The organism is Streptomyces sp. NPDC048185 (assembly GCF_043202495.1).
Taxonomy (GTDB): Bacteria; Actinomycetota; Actinomycetes; order Streptomycetales; family Streptomycetaceae; genus Streptomyces.
Window position 1 is genome coordinate 30115 of sequence record NZ_JBIDAN010000007.1, and the last position, 14898, is coordinate 45012.

Below are 14898 nucleotides of genomic sequence, written 5' to 3' on the forward strand. Positions count from 1 at the left end.
GCCGCGGTGCCGGTCCGGCGGACGAGCGCCGGAGACTGTACAGCCGCTACGCGCGTAGATATGCTCGGCTGGTGACCATGCCCACCACTGCATCCGCTGCACCCGTTGCATCCGCTGCGTCCGCCCACGGACTCACGGACGTCACCGCGTCCGACAGCACGCTGCGCCGCTTCCTCCACGGGCTGCCCGGCGTCGACGCGGTCGGCCTGGAGGCGCGCGCCGCCTCGCTCGGCACCCGTTCCATCAAGACCACCGCGAAGGCGTACGCGCTCGACCTGGCCATCTCCATGGTCGACCTGACGACGCTGGAAGGCGCGGACACCCCGGGCAAGGTCCGGGCGCTCGGCACCAAGGCGGTCCGCCCCGACCCGACGGACCGGACGAGCCCCGCCACGGCGGCCGTCTGCGTCTATCCCGACATGGTGCCCGTCGCCAAGGAGGCCGTCGCCGGCTCGGACGTCAAGGTCGCCTCGGTCGCCACGGCGTTCCCGGCGGGCCGTGCCTCGCTGGCCGTCAAGCTGGCCGACGTGCGCGAGGCCGTGACGGCCGGTGCGGACGAGGTCGACATGGTCATCGACCGCGGCGCGTTCCTCGCGGGGAACTACCTGAAGGTGTACGACGAGATCGTGGCCGTGAAGGAGGCCTGCGGGACGTCCGCCCGTCTGAAGGTCATCTTCGAGACCGGCGAGCTGTCGACGTACGACAACATCCGCCGCGCGAGCTGGCTCGGCATGCTGGCCGGGGCCGACTTCATCAAGACCTCCACCGGCAAGGTCGCGGTCAACGCCACGCCCGCCAACACCCTGCTGATGCTGGAGGCGGTCCGTGACTTCCGCGCGCAGACGGGCGTCCAGGTCGGCGTGAAGCCGGCCGGCGGCATCCGCACCGCGAAGGACGCGATCAAGTTCCTGGTCCTGGTCAACGAGACCGCGGGCCAGGACTGGCTGGACAACCACTGGTTCCGCTTCGGCGCCTCCTCGCTCCTGAACGACCTGCTGATGCAGCGCCAGAAGCTGGCCTCCGGCCGCTACTCCGGCCCCGACTACGTGACGGTGGACTGAGACCTCATGACCATGGACAAGCAGACACCTGTTTTCGCGTACGCACCGGCGCCCGAGTCCCGCGCGGTCGTCGACATCGCCCCGTCGTACGGCCTGTTCATCGACGGCGAGTTCGCCGAGGCGGCCGACGGCAAGGTCTTCAAGACCGTCTCGCCGTCCACCGAGGAGGTCCTCTCCGAGGTCGCCGAGGCCGGCGAGGCGGACGTCGACCGCGCGGTGAAGGCCGCCCGCAAGGCCTTCGAGAAGTGGTCGGCGCTGCCCGGCTCCGAGCGCGCGAAGTACCTGTTCCGCATCGCCCGGATCATCCAGGAGCGCAGCCGCGAGCTGGCCGTCCTGGAGACCCTGGACAACGGCAAGCCGATCCGGGAGACGCGCGACGCGGACCTCCCCCTGGTCGCCGCGCACTTCTTCTACTACGCGGGCTGGGCCGACAAGCTCGAGCACGCGGGTTACGGCGCGAACCCGCGTCCGCTCGGCGTCGCGGGCCAGGTCATCCCCTGGAACTTCCCGCTGCTGATGCTGGCGTGGAAGATCGCCCCGGCACTGGCGACGGGCAACACGGTGGTCCTCAAGCCCGCCGAGACGACCCCGCTGTCCGCCCTGTTCTTCGCGGACGTCTGCCGTCAGGCGGGCCTGCCCCGGGGCGTGGTCAACATCGTCACCGGCGACGGCCGCGCGGGTGCCGCGCTGATCGCGCACCCCGACGTGAACAAGGTCGCCTTCACGGGCTCCACGGCCGTCGGCAAGGAGATCGCGCGCACGGTCGCGGGCACCCGCAAGAAGCTCACCCTGGAGCTGGGCGGCAAGGGCGCCAACATCGTCTTCGACGACGCCCCGATCGACCAGGCCGTCGAGGGCATCGTCAACGGCATCTTCTTCAACCAGGGCCAGGTCTGCTGCGCGGGCTCGCGCCTCCTCGTCCAGGAGTCGGTCCACGACGAGCTGCTCGACTCCCTCAAGCGCAGGCTCACCACCCTCCGGCTGGGCGACCCGCTGGACAAGAACACCGACATCGGCGCGATCAACTCGGCCGAGCAGCTGGCCCGGATCACCGCGCTCGCGGACCAGGGCGAGGCGGAGGGCGCCGAGCGCTGGTCGCCGTCCTGCGAACTGCCCTCGTCCGGCTACTGGTTCGCCCCGACGCTCTTCACGAACGTCACCCAGGCGCACACCGTCGCCCGCGACGAGATCTTCGGCCCGGTGCTGTCGGTGCTGACCTTCCGCACCCCGGACGAGGCCGTCGCCAAGGCCAACAACACCCCGTACGGCCTGTCGGCGGGCATCTGGACGGAGAAGGGCTCGCGCATCCTCGCGGTCGCGAACAAGCTCCGCGCGGGCGTCGTCTGGTCCAACACGTTCAACAAGTTCGACCCGACCTCGCCGTTCGGCGGTTACAAGGAGTCGGGCTTCGGCCGCGAGGGCGGCCGCCACGGCCTGGAGGCGTACCTCGATGTCTGACCACGTATCCGTCAGCGGCTCCGCCGCGGGGCGACTGAGTGTCTTCAAGACCTACAAGCTGTACGTGGGCGGGAAGTTCCCGCGTTCCGAGAGCGGCCGGGTGTACGAGGTGACAGACGCGAAGGGCACGTGGCTGGCGAACGCCCCCCTCTCCTCCCGCAAGGACGCCCGAGACGCGGTGGTCGCCGCACGCAAGGCGTTCGGCGGCTGGTCCGGGGCGACGGCGTACAACCGCGGGCAGATCCTCTACCGCATCGCCGAGATGCTGGAGGGCCGGCGCGGCCAGTACGTCGCGGAGGTCGCCGACGCCGAGGGCCTGTCGAAGTCGAAGGCGGCCGCGGTCGTGGACGCGACGATCGACCGCTGGGTCTGGTACGCGGGCTGGACCGACAAGATCGCCCAGGTGACCGGCGGCGGCAACCCGGTCGCGGGTCCGTTCTTCAACCTCTCCTCCCCGGAGCCGACGGGCGTGGTCGCGGTCCTCGCCCCGCAGGAGTCGTCCTTCCTGGGCCTGGTCTCGGTCGTCGCCCCGGTCATCGCCACCGGCAACACGGCGGTCGTGATCGCGAGCGAGAAGTCCCCGCTCCCGGCCCTCTCCCTCGGTGAGGTCCTGGCCACCTCCGACCTCCCCGGCGGCGTGGTCAACATCCTCTCCGGCCGCACGGCGGAGATCGCCGCGCCGCTGGCCGCGCACCAGGACGTCAACGCGATCGACCTCGCGGGCGCCGACGAGGCGCTGGCGAAGGAACTGGAGATCGCGGCGGCGGACAACCTGAAGCGCGTCCTCCGTCCACAGCCTGTGGACGACTGGTCGGCGGCGCCCGGCACCGACCGCATGACGGCGTTCCTGGAGACCAAGACGGTCTGGCACCCGACGGGTTCGCTGGGCGCGTCCGGCTCCGCGTACTGAGGCGGTGGCCCGGGCGCCCGGGCCGCACGAGCGAGCCGCGCCTTCCCCCCGTCCGGGGAGGGCGCGGCTCCGCCGTTGTCCCGGGCAGGTGGGCGTCAGCGCAGCACCCCGGTCGCCCCTCCCACACCCGGGACGGCGCCGAGCGACTCCGCCTGGGCCACCGGCCGGGTCACCTCCGTCGAGGACACCGGCCGGAAGTCGGCCACCTGCGTGCCCACGCCGTTGTCGAGGGGATCGACGCCGGTGCCGGCCAGCGGGTTGGGCTTGAGGCCGGCGACCGGGCCGGCGACATGGCCGACGCTGCCGGTCACGGCGTCCACGCCGGCCCGCGGATCGACGGGGTCCGACGCGGCGACCCGGGGGTGCGCCGGGCCGGCGGCCGGGCCGGCCGCGTCCGCGGAGGCCGACGCCGCGCCCGCGGCCAGGGCCGCACCGGCGGCCGCGAGGACGGCCAGGGCGCGCCGGACGTTCGGGTTTCGGGGGAGACGTGTCGGGCCATCGCTGCTGCCACCTCTTGCTCACGGGTTGCCGTTCGGTGCTTCGGACTGCCGTGACAACACCGCGGAGGGTGATCAGGTCACCCCGTGGCGTGGCCGGGGTGTGACGCACACTGCAAAGCCGGTCCGCGGGCTCGTACGAGGACCGGCCGATGCCTCACACTGGTGTCCCGTGACCTCCCATCCGCCCATACCGACGCGAGTCGTGCTGCTCTGCGGCCCCTCCGGCTCCGGCAAGTCCCTCCTCGCCGCCCGCTCCGGTCTCCCGGTGCTCCGGCTCGACGACTTCTACAAGGAGGGCACCGACCCGACGCTGCCGCTGGTGGCGGGGAGTTCCGACATCGACTGGGACCACCCCGGCTCGTGGGACGCGGACGCGGCCGTCGCCGCGATCACCGAACTGTGCCGGGCGGGCCGTACCCGGGTGCCCGTCTACGACCTCTCGCTGAGCGCCCGCACCGGCGAGGACGCGGTCGACGTCGGACGCACCCCGCTGTTCCTCGCGGAGGGCATCTTCGCCGCCGAGATCGTGTCGCGCTGCCGTGAACTGGGCGTGCTGGCCGACGCGCTGTGCCTGAGCCGCGGGCCGCTGACGACCTTCCGGCGGCGTTTCCTGCGGGACCTGCGGGAGGGCCGCAAGTCCGTGCCGTTCCTGCTGCGCCGCGGCTGGCGGCTGATGCGCCGGGAGCGGTCGATCATCGCCCGGCAGACGGCCCTGGGCGCCCACGCCTGCGACCGGGACGAGGCGATGGGCCGCCTGGCCGCCGCGGCGGCGGGCCGGCGCCCCACGGCCCGGACGACGCGTACGGCGGCCTGACGGACGCAGGCGAGGCACGTACGCGAGGCACGTACGCAAAGAGAACGGGACTGGACGGACCCCCCGGCCCTCCAGTCCCGCTTCCTTGTGCTCCCCCGTGTTCCCCGTTCCCCCGTGTCCCCCCGTGTTCCCCCGTGGTGCTTCCCCGTGAGTAAGAGCCCGGGATCACCCCCGTGATACACCCGGGCTCCGACTTTTTTCGCGGGGTCCCCCCCCAGGTCCCCCCGGACCTTCAGGCGACCAGTTCGCCGAAGGCGTCCTCCCGGTCACGGCCGAAGCTGAGGACCTCGTCCTCGCGCAGCCGGCGCAGCGAGCGCCAGATGCTGGACTTCACCGTGCCGACACTGATGCCGAGGATGTCCGCGATCTCCGGGTCCGTGCGGCCCTCGTAGTAGCGCAGGACCAGCATGGTGCGCTGGAGTTCGGGGAGCCGGGCCAGCGCCTGCCACAGGACCGTGCGCAGTTCGGTGCCGCGCATGGCGTCCGTGTCGCCGGGCGTCTCCGGCAGTTCCTCGGTCGGGTACTCGTTGAGCTTGCGGCGCCGCCAGGCGCTGATGTGCAGGTTGGTCATGGTGCGGCGGAGGTATCCGCCGACGGCCGCCTTGTCGCTGATCCGGTCCCACGCCCGGTAGGTCGAGAACAGCGCGCTCTGCAGCAGGTCCTCGGCCTCGAAACGGTCACCGGTCAGGTGGTAGGCGGTGGCGTACAGGGAGGCGCGGCGCTCCTGGACGTAGGCGGTGAACTCCGCCTCCGACAGCGAGCTCCGCTCCCCCGGCTCCTCCCCGTACGTCGATCCCCCGTTCGTTCCCCCCTTGGCGGCGTCCACCACCGTCATGTAGGTGATGTGCTGCCGCCCGGTACCGCGAGCGCACCCCCGCCCGCTCACGGCACCGGACTTCTCGGAACCCCGGTGTCCGTGCACGTCGTGCAGACGCGTGACCACTGCGCTGGTGCTGGTGCCCTTCAGCGTGTTCATCTCGCGCCCCCCGTCGTGGACTTCCGGTGTTCGGCTTGCGGTGTTGCCTGTGCCGAAAAGCTTGCCGCGGTGACTTCATGGCCGTGTCCGCCGACTGTCACAGACCTGTCACAGGGGTCGGCCACGGTTGCACCACGGATCCTTCACAGGGCCCGTCGGCAGCGGGGAACCTCATCCGGGCCCGCGGGTCGAACCCCGGCCCCTCCATGGGCCAGAATGAGCCCGTGCCTTCCCTGTTGCTGATCGAGGACGACGACGCCATCCGGACGGCCCTGGAGCTCTCTCTGACGCGCCAGGGTCACCGCGTGGCGACCGCTGCCAGTGGTGAGGACGGTCTGAAGCTGCTGCGCGAGCAGCGGCCGGATCTGATCGTGCTGGACGTGATGCTGCCCGGCATCGACGGTTTCGAGGTGTGCCGGCGCATCCGGCGCACCGACCAGCTGCCGATCATCCTGCTGACCGCGCGCAACGACGACATCGACGTGGTCGTCGGCCTGGAGTCGGGCGCCGACGACTACGTGGTCAAACCCGTCCAGGGCCGTGTGCTGGACGCCCGCATCCGGGCCGTGCTGCGGCGCGGGGAGCGGGAGTCGAGCGACTCGGCGAGCTTCGGCAGCCTGGTCATCGACCGGTCGGCGATGACCGTGACGAAGAACGGCGAGGACCTCCAGCTCACGCCGACCGAGCTGCGGCTGCTGCTGGAGCTGAGCCGGCGTCCGGGACAGGCGCTGTCGCGGCAGCAGCTGCTCCGGCTGGTGTGGGAGCACGACTACCTCGGCGACTCGCGGCTCGTGGACGCCTGTGTGCAGCGGCTGCGCGCCAAGGTCGAGGACGTGCCGTCGTCCCCGACCCTGATCCGTACCGTGCGGGGCGTGGGCTACCGGCTGGATCCGCCTCAGTGACACAGGAACACCAGGGGGGTTCGCGCGGCTGGGCCGCGACTCGCAAGGGAGTCCGGTCCCGGCTGCGCCTCACCAGCCTGCGCCTTCGGCTGGTCGTCGTCTTCGGTCTCGTCGCGCTCACCGCAGCCGTGTCGGCGTCCGGCATCGCGTACTGGCTGAACCGCGAGGCGGTGCTCACCCGTACCCAGGACGCCGTGCTGCGCGACTTCGAGCAGGAGATGGAGAACCGGGCGGGCGCGCTGCCCGCCCGGCCCTCGCAGGACGAGTTGCAGCACACCGCGGGGCAGATGGCCGGCAGCAGCCAGCGCTTCGGGGTGCTGCTCGTCGCCGAGAACGCCGACGGCCGCGCCGTGTACGGCAGTTCGGGCGGGCTCGGCGGCTTCTCGCTGGCCGACGTGCCCGAGTCGCTGCGTACCGCGGTGAACAAGGAGCAGAAGGTCTCCTCGGCCAACAAGTACCCGTACCACCTGTACTGGCAGCGGGTCGTCGAGGACGGCACCCCCTACCTTGTGGCAGGTTCGAAGGTGATCGGCGGCGGGCCGACCGGCTACATGTTCAAGTCTCTGGAGCCCGAGGCCAAGGACCTGAACTCGCTGGCCTGGTCGCTGGGCATCGCGACGGCGCTCGCGCTGCTCGGCTCCGCGCTGCTCGCCCAGGCCCTGGCGACGACCGTGCTGAAGCCGGTGCACCGGCTCGGGGTCGCGGCGCGCCGGCTCGGCGAGGGCAAGCTGGACACCCGGCTGCGCGTGTCCGGCACCGACGAACTGGCCGATCTGTCACGGACGTTCAACAGCGCGGCGGAGGCACTGGAGAAGCGGGTCGCGGACATGGCCGACCGGGAGCAGGCCTCGCGGCGCTTCGTGGCGGACATGAGTCACGAGCTGCGCACGCCGCTGACGGCCATCACCGCCGTCACGGAGGTCCTCGAGGACGAGCTGGAGTTCGAGGGCGGCGGCATCGACCCGATGATCGAACCGGCCGTGCGGCTGGTGGTGAGCGAGACGCGGCGGCTGAACGACCTCGTGGAGAACCTGATGGAGGTCACCCGCTTCGACGCGGGCACCGCCCGGCTGGTCCTGGACGACGTCGACGTCGCCGACCAGATCACCGCCTGCATCGACGCCCGCGCCTGGCTGGACGCCGTCGACCTGGACGCCGAGCGCGGCATCCACGCCCGCCTCGACCCGCGCCGCCTGGACGTCATCCTGGCCAACCTGATCGGCAACGCGCTCAAGCACGGCGGCTCGCCGGTGCGGGTGTCGGTGACGCGGGCGGACGACGAGGTCGTCATCCGGGTGCGGGACCACGGCCCGGGCATCCCCGAGGACGTCCTGCCGCACGTCTTCGACCGCTTCTACAAGGCGAGCGCCTCCCGGCCCCGCTCCGAGGGCAGCGGGCTCGGCCTGTCCATCGCCCTGGAGAACGCCCACATCCACGGCGGCGAGATCACCGCGGAGAACTCGCCCGAGGGCGGTGCGGTGTTCACGCTGCGGCTGCCGCAGGACGCGTCGGAGCCCGCGGAGGAGGACGCCGGGGACGCGGTGGCCGGCGAGGCGACCTCCCCTGCCGACGGCGGGGACGCGGGTCGGGAGCGGGGCACGGACGCGAAGGGACAGGCCTGATGACCGTACGCCGCCTGCGGGCACTCCCCTTGCTGACCGTGCTGGCCGGGCTGCTCGCCGGGTGCGGGATCCGGGCCACGGAGGTGCCCACGGACTACGGCCCCGCGCCCTCGCGGGTGCGCTGCTCGCTCGCCGAGCCCGACGTGTCGGACCGCTCCGTGTCCGGCCTGCCGGTGCGGGTCTTCCTGCTGTGCGGCTCCTCGCTGGTGAGCGTGGACCGGGCGGTACGGGTCCCGGACGGCGCCGCGGACTCCGCGCGGCGGGTGCTGGTCGCCCAGGGACTGCTGGACCAGCTCGCCGCTCCGCCGTCGGCCGCCGAGAAACAGGCCGGGTACACCACGGACGTGCGCTCCGGCGTCACCGTGAAGGGGCCCCGCCCCGGTGATCCGGAGGACACGCTCCGGCTCGGCACCGCGCCCGGCGACCTCACGTCCTACGCGCTCGCCCAGGTGGTGTGCACCTTCTCCGACTCGGCCGCGGCGGAGGGCGACGGTTCCGTGATCCTGGCCGGCCCCGACGACCGGGCACCGCGCCGCTACACCTGCACGGACGAGGTCCGCGCCCGGCCCGGCAGCAACGAACCGCCGTCGCGGGCGGTCGACGGCGGGTGACACCGGGGCCGGGCCCGTGTGGCGCAAGCCTCACCCTTGCGTGGAAGGGCCCGGAACCGACCGAGCCGGGGGCCGCGTCTAGGGGGGCGTGCAGCGTCAAGGGTTCATCGGCGGCAGCGCCGCGCACCGCATCCGTGTGACAGGAGGTGTCCTCCTCGTCGCACACCTCGCGTTCGTCGCCTGGTACACCCTGCGGCCCCTGGACGTGCCCTGGGTACTGCCGCCCAACGTGCATCCGCTCGCCGGTATCCGTGCCGACCTGGCGCTGGGGTGGCCGTCGGCGGCCCGCTCGCTCGGCGGCGCACTCGCGCTGCTGGCGCCGCTGGGGGTGCTGCTGCCGATGGTGAACGGGCGGCTGGCCGTGTCGACGACGGCTTCCCTGCTGCGCACCGTGGCCGCGGGCGCCCTTCTGTCACTGGGCATCGAACTGCTGCAGACCGGGGTGCCCGGTCAGGTCGTGGACGTCGACTCACTGCTGCTGAACACCCTGGGCGTCGCCCTCGCCCACCTCGCCGTCGTCCCCGCGGGCCGGGCTCGGCTCCGCCGCGGGTCCGAGCGGGGGTGTCGCGAGGACGTGCCCCAGGAGGAGCCCGCTCAGGGTCGGACCCCGACGATTCCCAGGGTCGGTATCGCCCCGTAGAGCGACGCTTTGTTCCGTTCGTCTCCGTAGCGTTGAGGGCAGATGAGGGGCAGCCGGCCGGCCGCCTCCGCCACCCGCTCACGAAGGAGCCGCGATGTCCCGCCTCGCCCGCCCCACCCATGGCCGCATGATCGGCGGAGTGTGCGCCGCGCTGGCCCGGCGCTTCGGCACCTCCCGCACCACGATGCGGGTGATCTTCGTGCTCTCCTGCCTGCTGCCCGGCCCGCAGTTCCTGCTCTACCTCGCCCTGTGGCTGCTCCTGCCGTCCGAGGAGAAGGCGGCCCGGACGGCCTGGTAGCGCTCGCGCCGACGGGGCGCACCCGGTGACCGGGTGCGCCCCGTCGGCGCGTCGTGCGGGTGCGGCTCAGCCGAGCGGCATGCTGTTCAGCGTCACGCCCTTGGTGGGCAGGCCCTTGGCCGGCATTCCGCCGAGCAGACCGGTGACCTGGTCGGCCGGGCCCTTGTCCAGGGTGCCGGTCGCGGTCGGCAGCACGCTGCTGACGTTCTCCGCGGGGAGCGTCCGGGCGACCTGGTCGAGGGACTGGGAGGGGCCCTGGGCGACCGGGGCGGCGCTCGCGGCACCGGCGCCGACGGCGGCGAAGGCGGCACCGAGCGCGGCGACACCGAGGGTCTTGGCAGCAGACTGCTTCATGAAATGCGTCCTCGCAATGGATGACGGGGGATGTGAGCGGTTCTCGACCGTAAACACGCCACACCGTCCACCGCAAACGTCGAATTGCGGACGGATGGTGAACACCCGCCCTCATCCCGCTTTTCCCTCGGCGCCGCCCGACCCTCAATCCTCCGAAGAACCGCTGGTGGTGGCCGTCTGCTGGAACAGCCATTCGGACTTGAGTTCCGCATATCCCGGCTTGATCACGTCATTGATCATGGCCAGTCGTTCATCGAAAGGAATGAACGCTGATTTCATCGCATTGACGGAGAACCACTGCATGTCGTCGAGCGTGTAGCCGAATGCGTCGACCAGGTGCTCGAATTCCCGGCTCATGCCCGTGTGGGACATCAGCCTGTTGTCCGTGTTGACGGTGACACGGAAGTGCAGCCGGCGCAGCAGGCCGATGGGGTGCCCGGCGTAGGAGTCCGCCGCCCCGGTCTGGAGGTTGGAGCTGGGGCACATCTCCAGCGGGATCCGCTTGTCCCGCACGTAGGAGGCGAGCCGGCCGAGCTTGACCGTGCCGTCCCCGTGGACCTGGATGTCGTCGATGATCCGCACCCCGTGTCCGAGGCGGTCGGCTCCGCACCACTGCAGGGCCTGCCAGATGGACGGCAGCCCGAAGGCCTCGCCGGCGTGGATGGTGAAGTGGTTGTTCTCCCGCTTCAGGTACTCGAAGGCGTCGAGGTGCCGGGTGGGCGGGTGGCCGGCCTCGGCGCCCGCGATGTCGAAACCGACGACGCCGAGGTCGCGGTAGCGGTTGGCGAGTTCGGCGATCTCCAGGGAGCGGGCGGCGTGCCGCATGGCGGTGAGCAGGGCGCCGACACGGATGCGGTGGCCGTTCTCCCGGGCCCGCCGCTCGCCCTCACGGAACCCCTCGTTGACGGCCTCGACGACCTCTTCGAGGCTCAGCCCGTTCTCCAGGTGCTGCTCGGGGGCGTACCGCACCTCGGCGTAGACGACGCCGTCCTCGGCGAGGTCCTCGGCGCACTCGGCGGCGACCCGGACGAGGGCCTCACGGGTCTGCATGACGCCGACGGTGTGGGAGAAGGTCTCCAGGTACCGCTCCAGGGAGCCGGAGTCGGCGGCCTCCCGGAACCAGGTGCCGAGCCGGTCGGGATCGGTCTCGGGGAGCTGGTCGTACCCGGCGGCGCGGGCGAGTTCGACGACGGTGCCGGGGCGCAGCCCGCCGTCGAGGTGGTCGTGCAGCAGAACCTTCGGCGCCCGGCGGATCTGGTCCGGCGTCGGGGTCCTTCCGGTGGTCTTCGCCCCGGCCTTATCGGTGTTCTGGCTCGTCATTTCGGCACTCTAGCTCCACGCGCGTAGAACATCAGGAGTACGGACGGGTAGGGACGGAAGTACCCGCGAGTAGGGAACCTTCCCGGCGAATCGGTGTACGGGACCGCCGATATGTAACGGTGACTGCCAGGACCGGTCGCGTACCCCGTGTCTTCTGAGAATGTTCTGTCATGGCACAGCAAGCGACGCCGGTCCGTCAGGCCCGGCTGGGGCGAACGCTCGGTCCGGAGGGGACGGCGGTCAGCGGCGTCGTGCTGCTGCTCCCCGGTGGCGAGGAGGTCTCCGGCCGCAGACCGTCTCCGCTGCCGGCGAGCGCGCCGGTGCGCGCACTGGGGCGCCGGCTGGCGCGCGCGGGCCGTGAAGAGGGCCTGGCCACGCACGTCGTGCGCTACCGCTACCGGGGCTGGAACGGCGCCGAGGCCCACCTCGCGCGCGACGCCGACTGGGCCGCCGCCGAGGCCGTGCGGCGCTACGGAGACGTCCCCGTCTGCCTCGTCGGCGTCGGCATGGGCGGACGGGCCGCGCTGCGCGCGGGCGGGCACGAGGCCGTCAACTCCGTGCTGGCGGTCTCCCCTTGGCTGCCGGACGAGGACATGGCGGCGGCACCCGAACCGGTGAAGCAGCTCGCCGGGCGCCAGGTGCTGATCGTGCACGGGACGAACGACGAACGCAGCGATCCCGAACTGTCGTTCCGGCTGGCGTCCCGGGCGAAGAAGGCCAACCGGGACGTGTGCCGGTTCGAAGTGCACGCCGACGGACACGGGCTGCGGCAGTACCGGGACGAAGTCGTCGCGCTGGCGGAGGACTTCGTGATGGGCGCGCTGTTCGGGCGGTCCTTCTCGCGGCCGGTGGAGGACGCGCTGGCCGCGCCGCCGCCGCTGGGGCTGCGGATGCCACTGGCGGCGGGGTTCGGGAAGTCGCTGCGCCGATAGGCCGTGCCGGGGCCCCGCGGTCACCGCCCGGGCCGGCGGGCCCGCGTCAGTCCGGCAGCAGGTGGCCCCTTCTGGACAGCAGGAACTTCTTGAAGGCCGCGACCGGAGGCGTGTCCGTGCGGCCCGCGAGCCACGCGACGCCGATCTCGCGGGCGGCGCGCGGTGCCGTGACCGTCAGTTCGACCACACCGGGCCGGGGCACGGCGGGCGGCGGCAGGAGGGCGACGCCGAGGCCCGCGGCGACCAGGCCGCGCAGCGTCTCCGCCTCCTCCCCCTCGAAGGCCACCCGCGGCCGGAAGCCGGCCTCACCGCAGAGGTCGTCGGTGATCCGGCGCAGTCCGTAGCCGGGCTCAAGGGTCACGAAGTTCTCGTCGGCCGCCTCGGCGAGGCGGATGCGCCGGCGGGCGGCCAGCGGATGGTCGGCCGGCACGACCAGGCGCAGCTTCTGCTCGTCCAGGCGGCGGGCGACCAGGTCGGGGGCGTCCGGCACCGGGGAGGTCAGGCAGAGGTCGAGCTCACCGGCGCGCAGCCGCTCGAGCATGGCCTCGCCGTAGTTCTGGACGAGGCTGAAGCGGACGCGGGGATGGTCGGCGCGGAAGGCGTGCAGCAGGCCGGGGACGGTCTCGGCGCCCATGGTGTGCAGGAAGCCGAAGGCGACCTTGCCGGTGGCCGGGTCGACGTCCGCGCGCACCTCCTCGGCGGCGCGCTCGATCTCGGCGAGGGCGCGTTCGACGGAGCCGAGGAAGCTGTGTCCGGCGGGGGTCAGGGCCAGGGTGCGGCCCCGCCGGACGAACAGGTCCACCCCGAGGTCCGCCTCGAGGCGGACGAGGGCGCGGGAGAGGGTGGACTGCGGCACGTTCATCTCCTGCGCGGCCCGGGTGACGTGCTCGGTGCGGGCGACGCCGGCGAAGTGCGCGAGGCGTGGCACAAGCAGCGTCACGATGTCTTCTGTGTCACTGAACCGTGACAGGCGGCCCGCTGAGCTCTGCTGATGCACCATGGGAACGATTATGACGATTCCATGCATTGGACGGATGAGTTCCGGTCTCCGTACCTTCGCAGCATGACTCCCGCCGATACCGGGGCGTCCACCACCGTGGGCGCCGCATCCGCCGTCTCCGCCCCCGACGCCTCCGACGCCCCCGACGTCACCGAAGCCTCCGACTCGCGCATGGCCCCGGGCGGCCCCGGCTACCGCCGGATGAGTCTCGCCCTGTTCCTCGCGGGCGTCGCGACCTTCGCGCTCCTGTACTCCACCCAGGCCCTGCTGCCGCTGATCTCCGGCGACCTCGGGGTGACGGCGGGCGACGCGAGCTGGACGGTGGCCGCCGCGACGGGCGGCCTGGCGGTGTTCGTCCTGCCGATGAGCGCCCTGTCGGAACGCTTCGGACGGCGCACGGTCATGACGGCGTCGCTGGCGGTCGCGGTGACCGTCGGGCTGCTGGTGCCCTTCGCCCCGTCGCTGCCGGCGCTGGTCGCGCTGCGCGCGGTGCAGGGCGCGGCGCTGGCCGGGCTGCCGGCGTCGGCGACGGCGTACCTCGCGGAGGAGGTGCGGCCGCGGGCGCTGGTCACCGCGATCGGCCTGTTCGTGGCCGGCAACAGCGTCGGCGGCATGAGCGGCCGGATCATCACCGGCTGGGTCGCGCAGGAGTGGGGCTGGCGGGTCGCCGTCGGGGTGATCGGCCTGGTCGCGGTGGCGTGCGCGGTGGCCTTCCGGCTGCTGCTGCCGGCGCCGCGGCACTTCACGGCGGGCTCGCTGCGCCCGCGGGTCCTGGCCCGCACGGTCCGCGACCACCTCTCCGACCCGCTGCTGCGCCGCCTGTACGCGATCGGCGCGCTGTTCATGACGGTGTTCGGCGGCGTCTACACGGTGATCGGCTACCGCCTGACCGAGGCACCGTTCTCCCTGCCGCAGGGCATCATCGGCTCGATCTTCCTGGTGTACCTCGTCGGTACGGTCTCGGCGTCCACGGCGGGTCGGCTGGTGGGCCGGCTCGGGCGGCGCGGGGCGCTGTACCTGGGCGGCGGCACGACGGCGGCGGGGCTGCTGCTGTCCCTCGCGCCCTGGTTGCCGCTGGTCCTGCTCGGGCTGGTGCTGATCACGGCGGGCTTCTTCGCCGGGCACGCGGTGGCCTCGTCGGCGGTCGGGAAGACCGCCACGCACGGCCGCGCCCAGGCGTCGGCGCTGTACCAGTCCGCGTACTACATCGGCTCCAGCGCGGGCAGCACGGTGGGCGCGGTGGCCTTCCACTCCGGTGGCTGGGCCGGGACGGTCGGGGTCGGGCTGCTGGCGGTGCTGGGCGTCGTGGCGATCACGGCCCTCGGGTCGCTGGCGGCGCGCCGGCAGGGCGTCCGCTCCCCGGTACGGGGTCTGCCCGCCACGCGTTGACGTGCGCCTTTCCTGACTCCGCGGGCCATTGTCAGTCCCCTGCGGTAGCTTCCGAAGTGCGAGGCGCGACAACGCGCACGACGGGACGGCCCAGGGGTGGGTGGGTGGACG

16 protein-coding genes are annotated in these 14898 nt (G+C 72.5%); 11 read left to right on the forward strand and 5 right to left on the reverse strand.

Features of this window, described 5'->3' with window-relative positions; genetic code table 11:
- Positions 1 to 77: 77 nt before the first annotated feature.
- Genes deoC through ACGF3H_RS21190 form a run of 3 tightly spaced genes read left to right on the forward strand, consistent with a single transcriptional unit; the run spans position 78 to position 3429 of the window.
- A complete protein-coding gene (gene deoC, locus ACGF3H_RS21180; RefSeq protein ID WP_362490511.1) occupies positions 78 to 1061 on the forward strand; it encodes a deoxyribose-phosphate aldolase in 984 nt (327 codons plus the stop codon).
- 12 nt (positions 1062 to 1073) lie between these two features.
- Positions 1074 to 2519 carry an aldehyde dehydrogenase family protein gene (locus ACGF3H_RS21185; protein ID WP_362490513.1) on the forward strand — a complete coding sequence of 482 codons (1446 nt, stop codon included), beginning with the start codon at positions 1074 to 1076 and terminating at the stop codon, positions 2517 to 2519.
- Positions 2512 to 3429, forward strand: coding sequence for an aldehyde dehydrogenase family protein (locus ACGF3H_RS21190; protein ID WP_362490403.1), 918 nt, complete (start codon positions 2512 to 2514; stop codon positions 3427 to 3429). Before ACGF3H_RS21185 ends, ACGF3H_RS21190 begins: the two co-directional genes overlap by 8 nt.
- Positions 3430 to 3524: 95 nt before the next feature.
- Here ACGF3H_RS21190 and ACGF3H_RS21195 read toward each other — a convergent pair whose 3' ends face one another.
- On the reverse strand, positions 3525 to 3749 hold the full coding sequence (locus ACGF3H_RS21195) for a hypothetical protein (RefSeq protein ID WP_393816522.1): 225 nt from the start codon (positions 3747 to 3749) through the stop codon (positions 3525 to 3527).
- 280 nt (positions 3750 to 4029) lie between these two features.
- On the opposite strand from ACGF3H_RS21195, the gene ACGF3H_RS21200 reads away from it, so the two are divergent.
- Positions 4030 to 4743, forward strand: coding sequence for a uridine kinase (locus ACGF3H_RS21200; protein ID WP_362490406.1), 714 nt, complete (start codon positions 4030 to 4032; stop codon positions 4741 to 4743).
- A gap of 232 nt (positions 4744 to 4975) precedes the next feature.
- Here ACGF3H_RS21200 and ACGF3H_RS21205 read toward each other — a convergent pair whose 3' ends face one another.
- Positions 4976 to 5719, reverse strand: a complete 744-nt coding sequence (locus ACGF3H_RS21205) for a SigE family RNA polymerase sigma factor (RefSeq protein ID WP_362490409.1) — start codon at positions 5717 to 5719, stop codon at positions 4976 to 4978.
- 224 nt (positions 5720 to 5943) lie between these two features.
- Between ACGF3H_RS21205 and afsQ1 the strand changes: the two genes are divergently transcribed.
- From afsQ1 to ACGF3H_RS21230, 5 genes are all read left to right on the forward strand, one after another.
- A complete protein-coding gene (gene afsQ1, locus ACGF3H_RS21210; protein ID WP_029394402.1) occupies positions 5944 to 6621 on the forward strand; it encodes a two-component system response regulator AfsQ1 in 678 nt (225 codons plus the stop codon).
- Positions 6618 to 8243, forward strand: coding sequence for a HAMP domain-containing sensor histidine kinase (locus ACGF3H_RS21215; RefSeq protein ID WP_362490411.1), 1626 nt, complete (start codon positions 6618 to 6620; stop codon positions 8241 to 8243). The genes afsQ1 and ACGF3H_RS21215 overlap by 4 nt, the downstream gene beginning before the upstream one ends.
- Complete coding sequence (locus ACGF3H_RS21220; protein WP_362490413.1) at positions 8243 to 8854, forward strand: hypothetical protein; 612 nt, start codon at positions 8243 to 8245, stop codon at positions 8852 to 8854. The genes ACGF3H_RS21215 and ACGF3H_RS21220 overlap by 1 nt, the downstream gene beginning before the upstream one ends.
- Positions 8855 to 8942: 88 nt before the next feature.
- The gene (locus tag ACGF3H_RS21225; protein ID WP_362490414.1) at positions 8943 to 9494 is read left to right on the forward strand and encodes a VanZ family protein; all 552 of its coding nucleotides are present in this window, start codon (positions 8943 to 8945) and stop codon (positions 9492 to 9494) included.
- A gap of 94 nt (positions 9495 to 9588) precedes the next feature.
- Positions 9589 to 9792 (forward strand): PspC domain-containing protein, encoded by a 204-nt coding sequence (locus ACGF3H_RS21230; protein ID WP_362490416.1) that lies wholly within the window; start codon positions 9589 to 9591, stop codon positions 9790 to 9792.
- Positions 9793 to 9858: 66 nt separating this feature from the next.
- Here the strand turns inward: ACGF3H_RS21230 and ACGF3H_RS21235 are convergent, their stop codons facing one another.
- Both ACGF3H_RS21235 and ACGF3H_RS21240 read right to left on the reverse strand, forming a co-directional pair.
- Positions 9859 to 10146, reverse strand: coding sequence for an ATP-binding protein (locus ACGF3H_RS21235; protein ID WP_362490418.1), 288 nt, complete (start codon positions 10144 to 10146; stop codon positions 9859 to 9861).
- A gap of 144 nt (positions 10147 to 10290) precedes the next feature.
- Complete coding sequence (locus ACGF3H_RS21240; protein WP_362490421.1) at positions 10291 to 11466, reverse strand: adenosine deaminase; 1176 nt, start codon at positions 11464 to 11466, stop codon at positions 10291 to 10293.
- A gap of 170 nt (positions 11467 to 11636) precedes the next feature.
- Between ACGF3H_RS21240 and ACGF3H_RS21245 the strand changes: the two genes are divergently transcribed.
- On the forward strand, positions 11637 to 12398 hold the full coding sequence (locus ACGF3H_RS21245) for an alpha/beta hydrolase (protein ID WP_362490424.1): 762 nt from the start codon (positions 11637 to 11639) through the stop codon (positions 12396 to 12398).
- 46 nt (positions 12399 to 12444) lie between these two features.
- Here ACGF3H_RS21245 and ACGF3H_RS21250 read toward each other — a convergent pair whose 3' ends face one another.
- Positions 12445 to 13398, reverse strand: a complete 954-nt coding sequence (locus ACGF3H_RS21250; protein ID WP_362490426.1) for a LysR substrate-binding domain-containing protein — start codon at positions 13396 to 13398, stop codon at positions 12445 to 12447.
- A gap of 63 nt (positions 13399 to 13461) precedes the next feature.
- Here ACGF3H_RS21250 and ACGF3H_RS21255 point away from each other — a divergent pair, with 63 nt between their 5' ends.
- Positions 13462 to 14787 carry an MFS transporter gene (locus tag ACGF3H_RS21255; RefSeq protein ID WP_362490430.1) on the forward strand — a complete coding sequence of 442 codons (1326 nt, stop codon included), beginning with the start codon at positions 13462 to 13464 and terminating at the stop codon, positions 14785 to 14787.
- Positions 14788 to 14898: the final 111 nt, after the last annotated feature.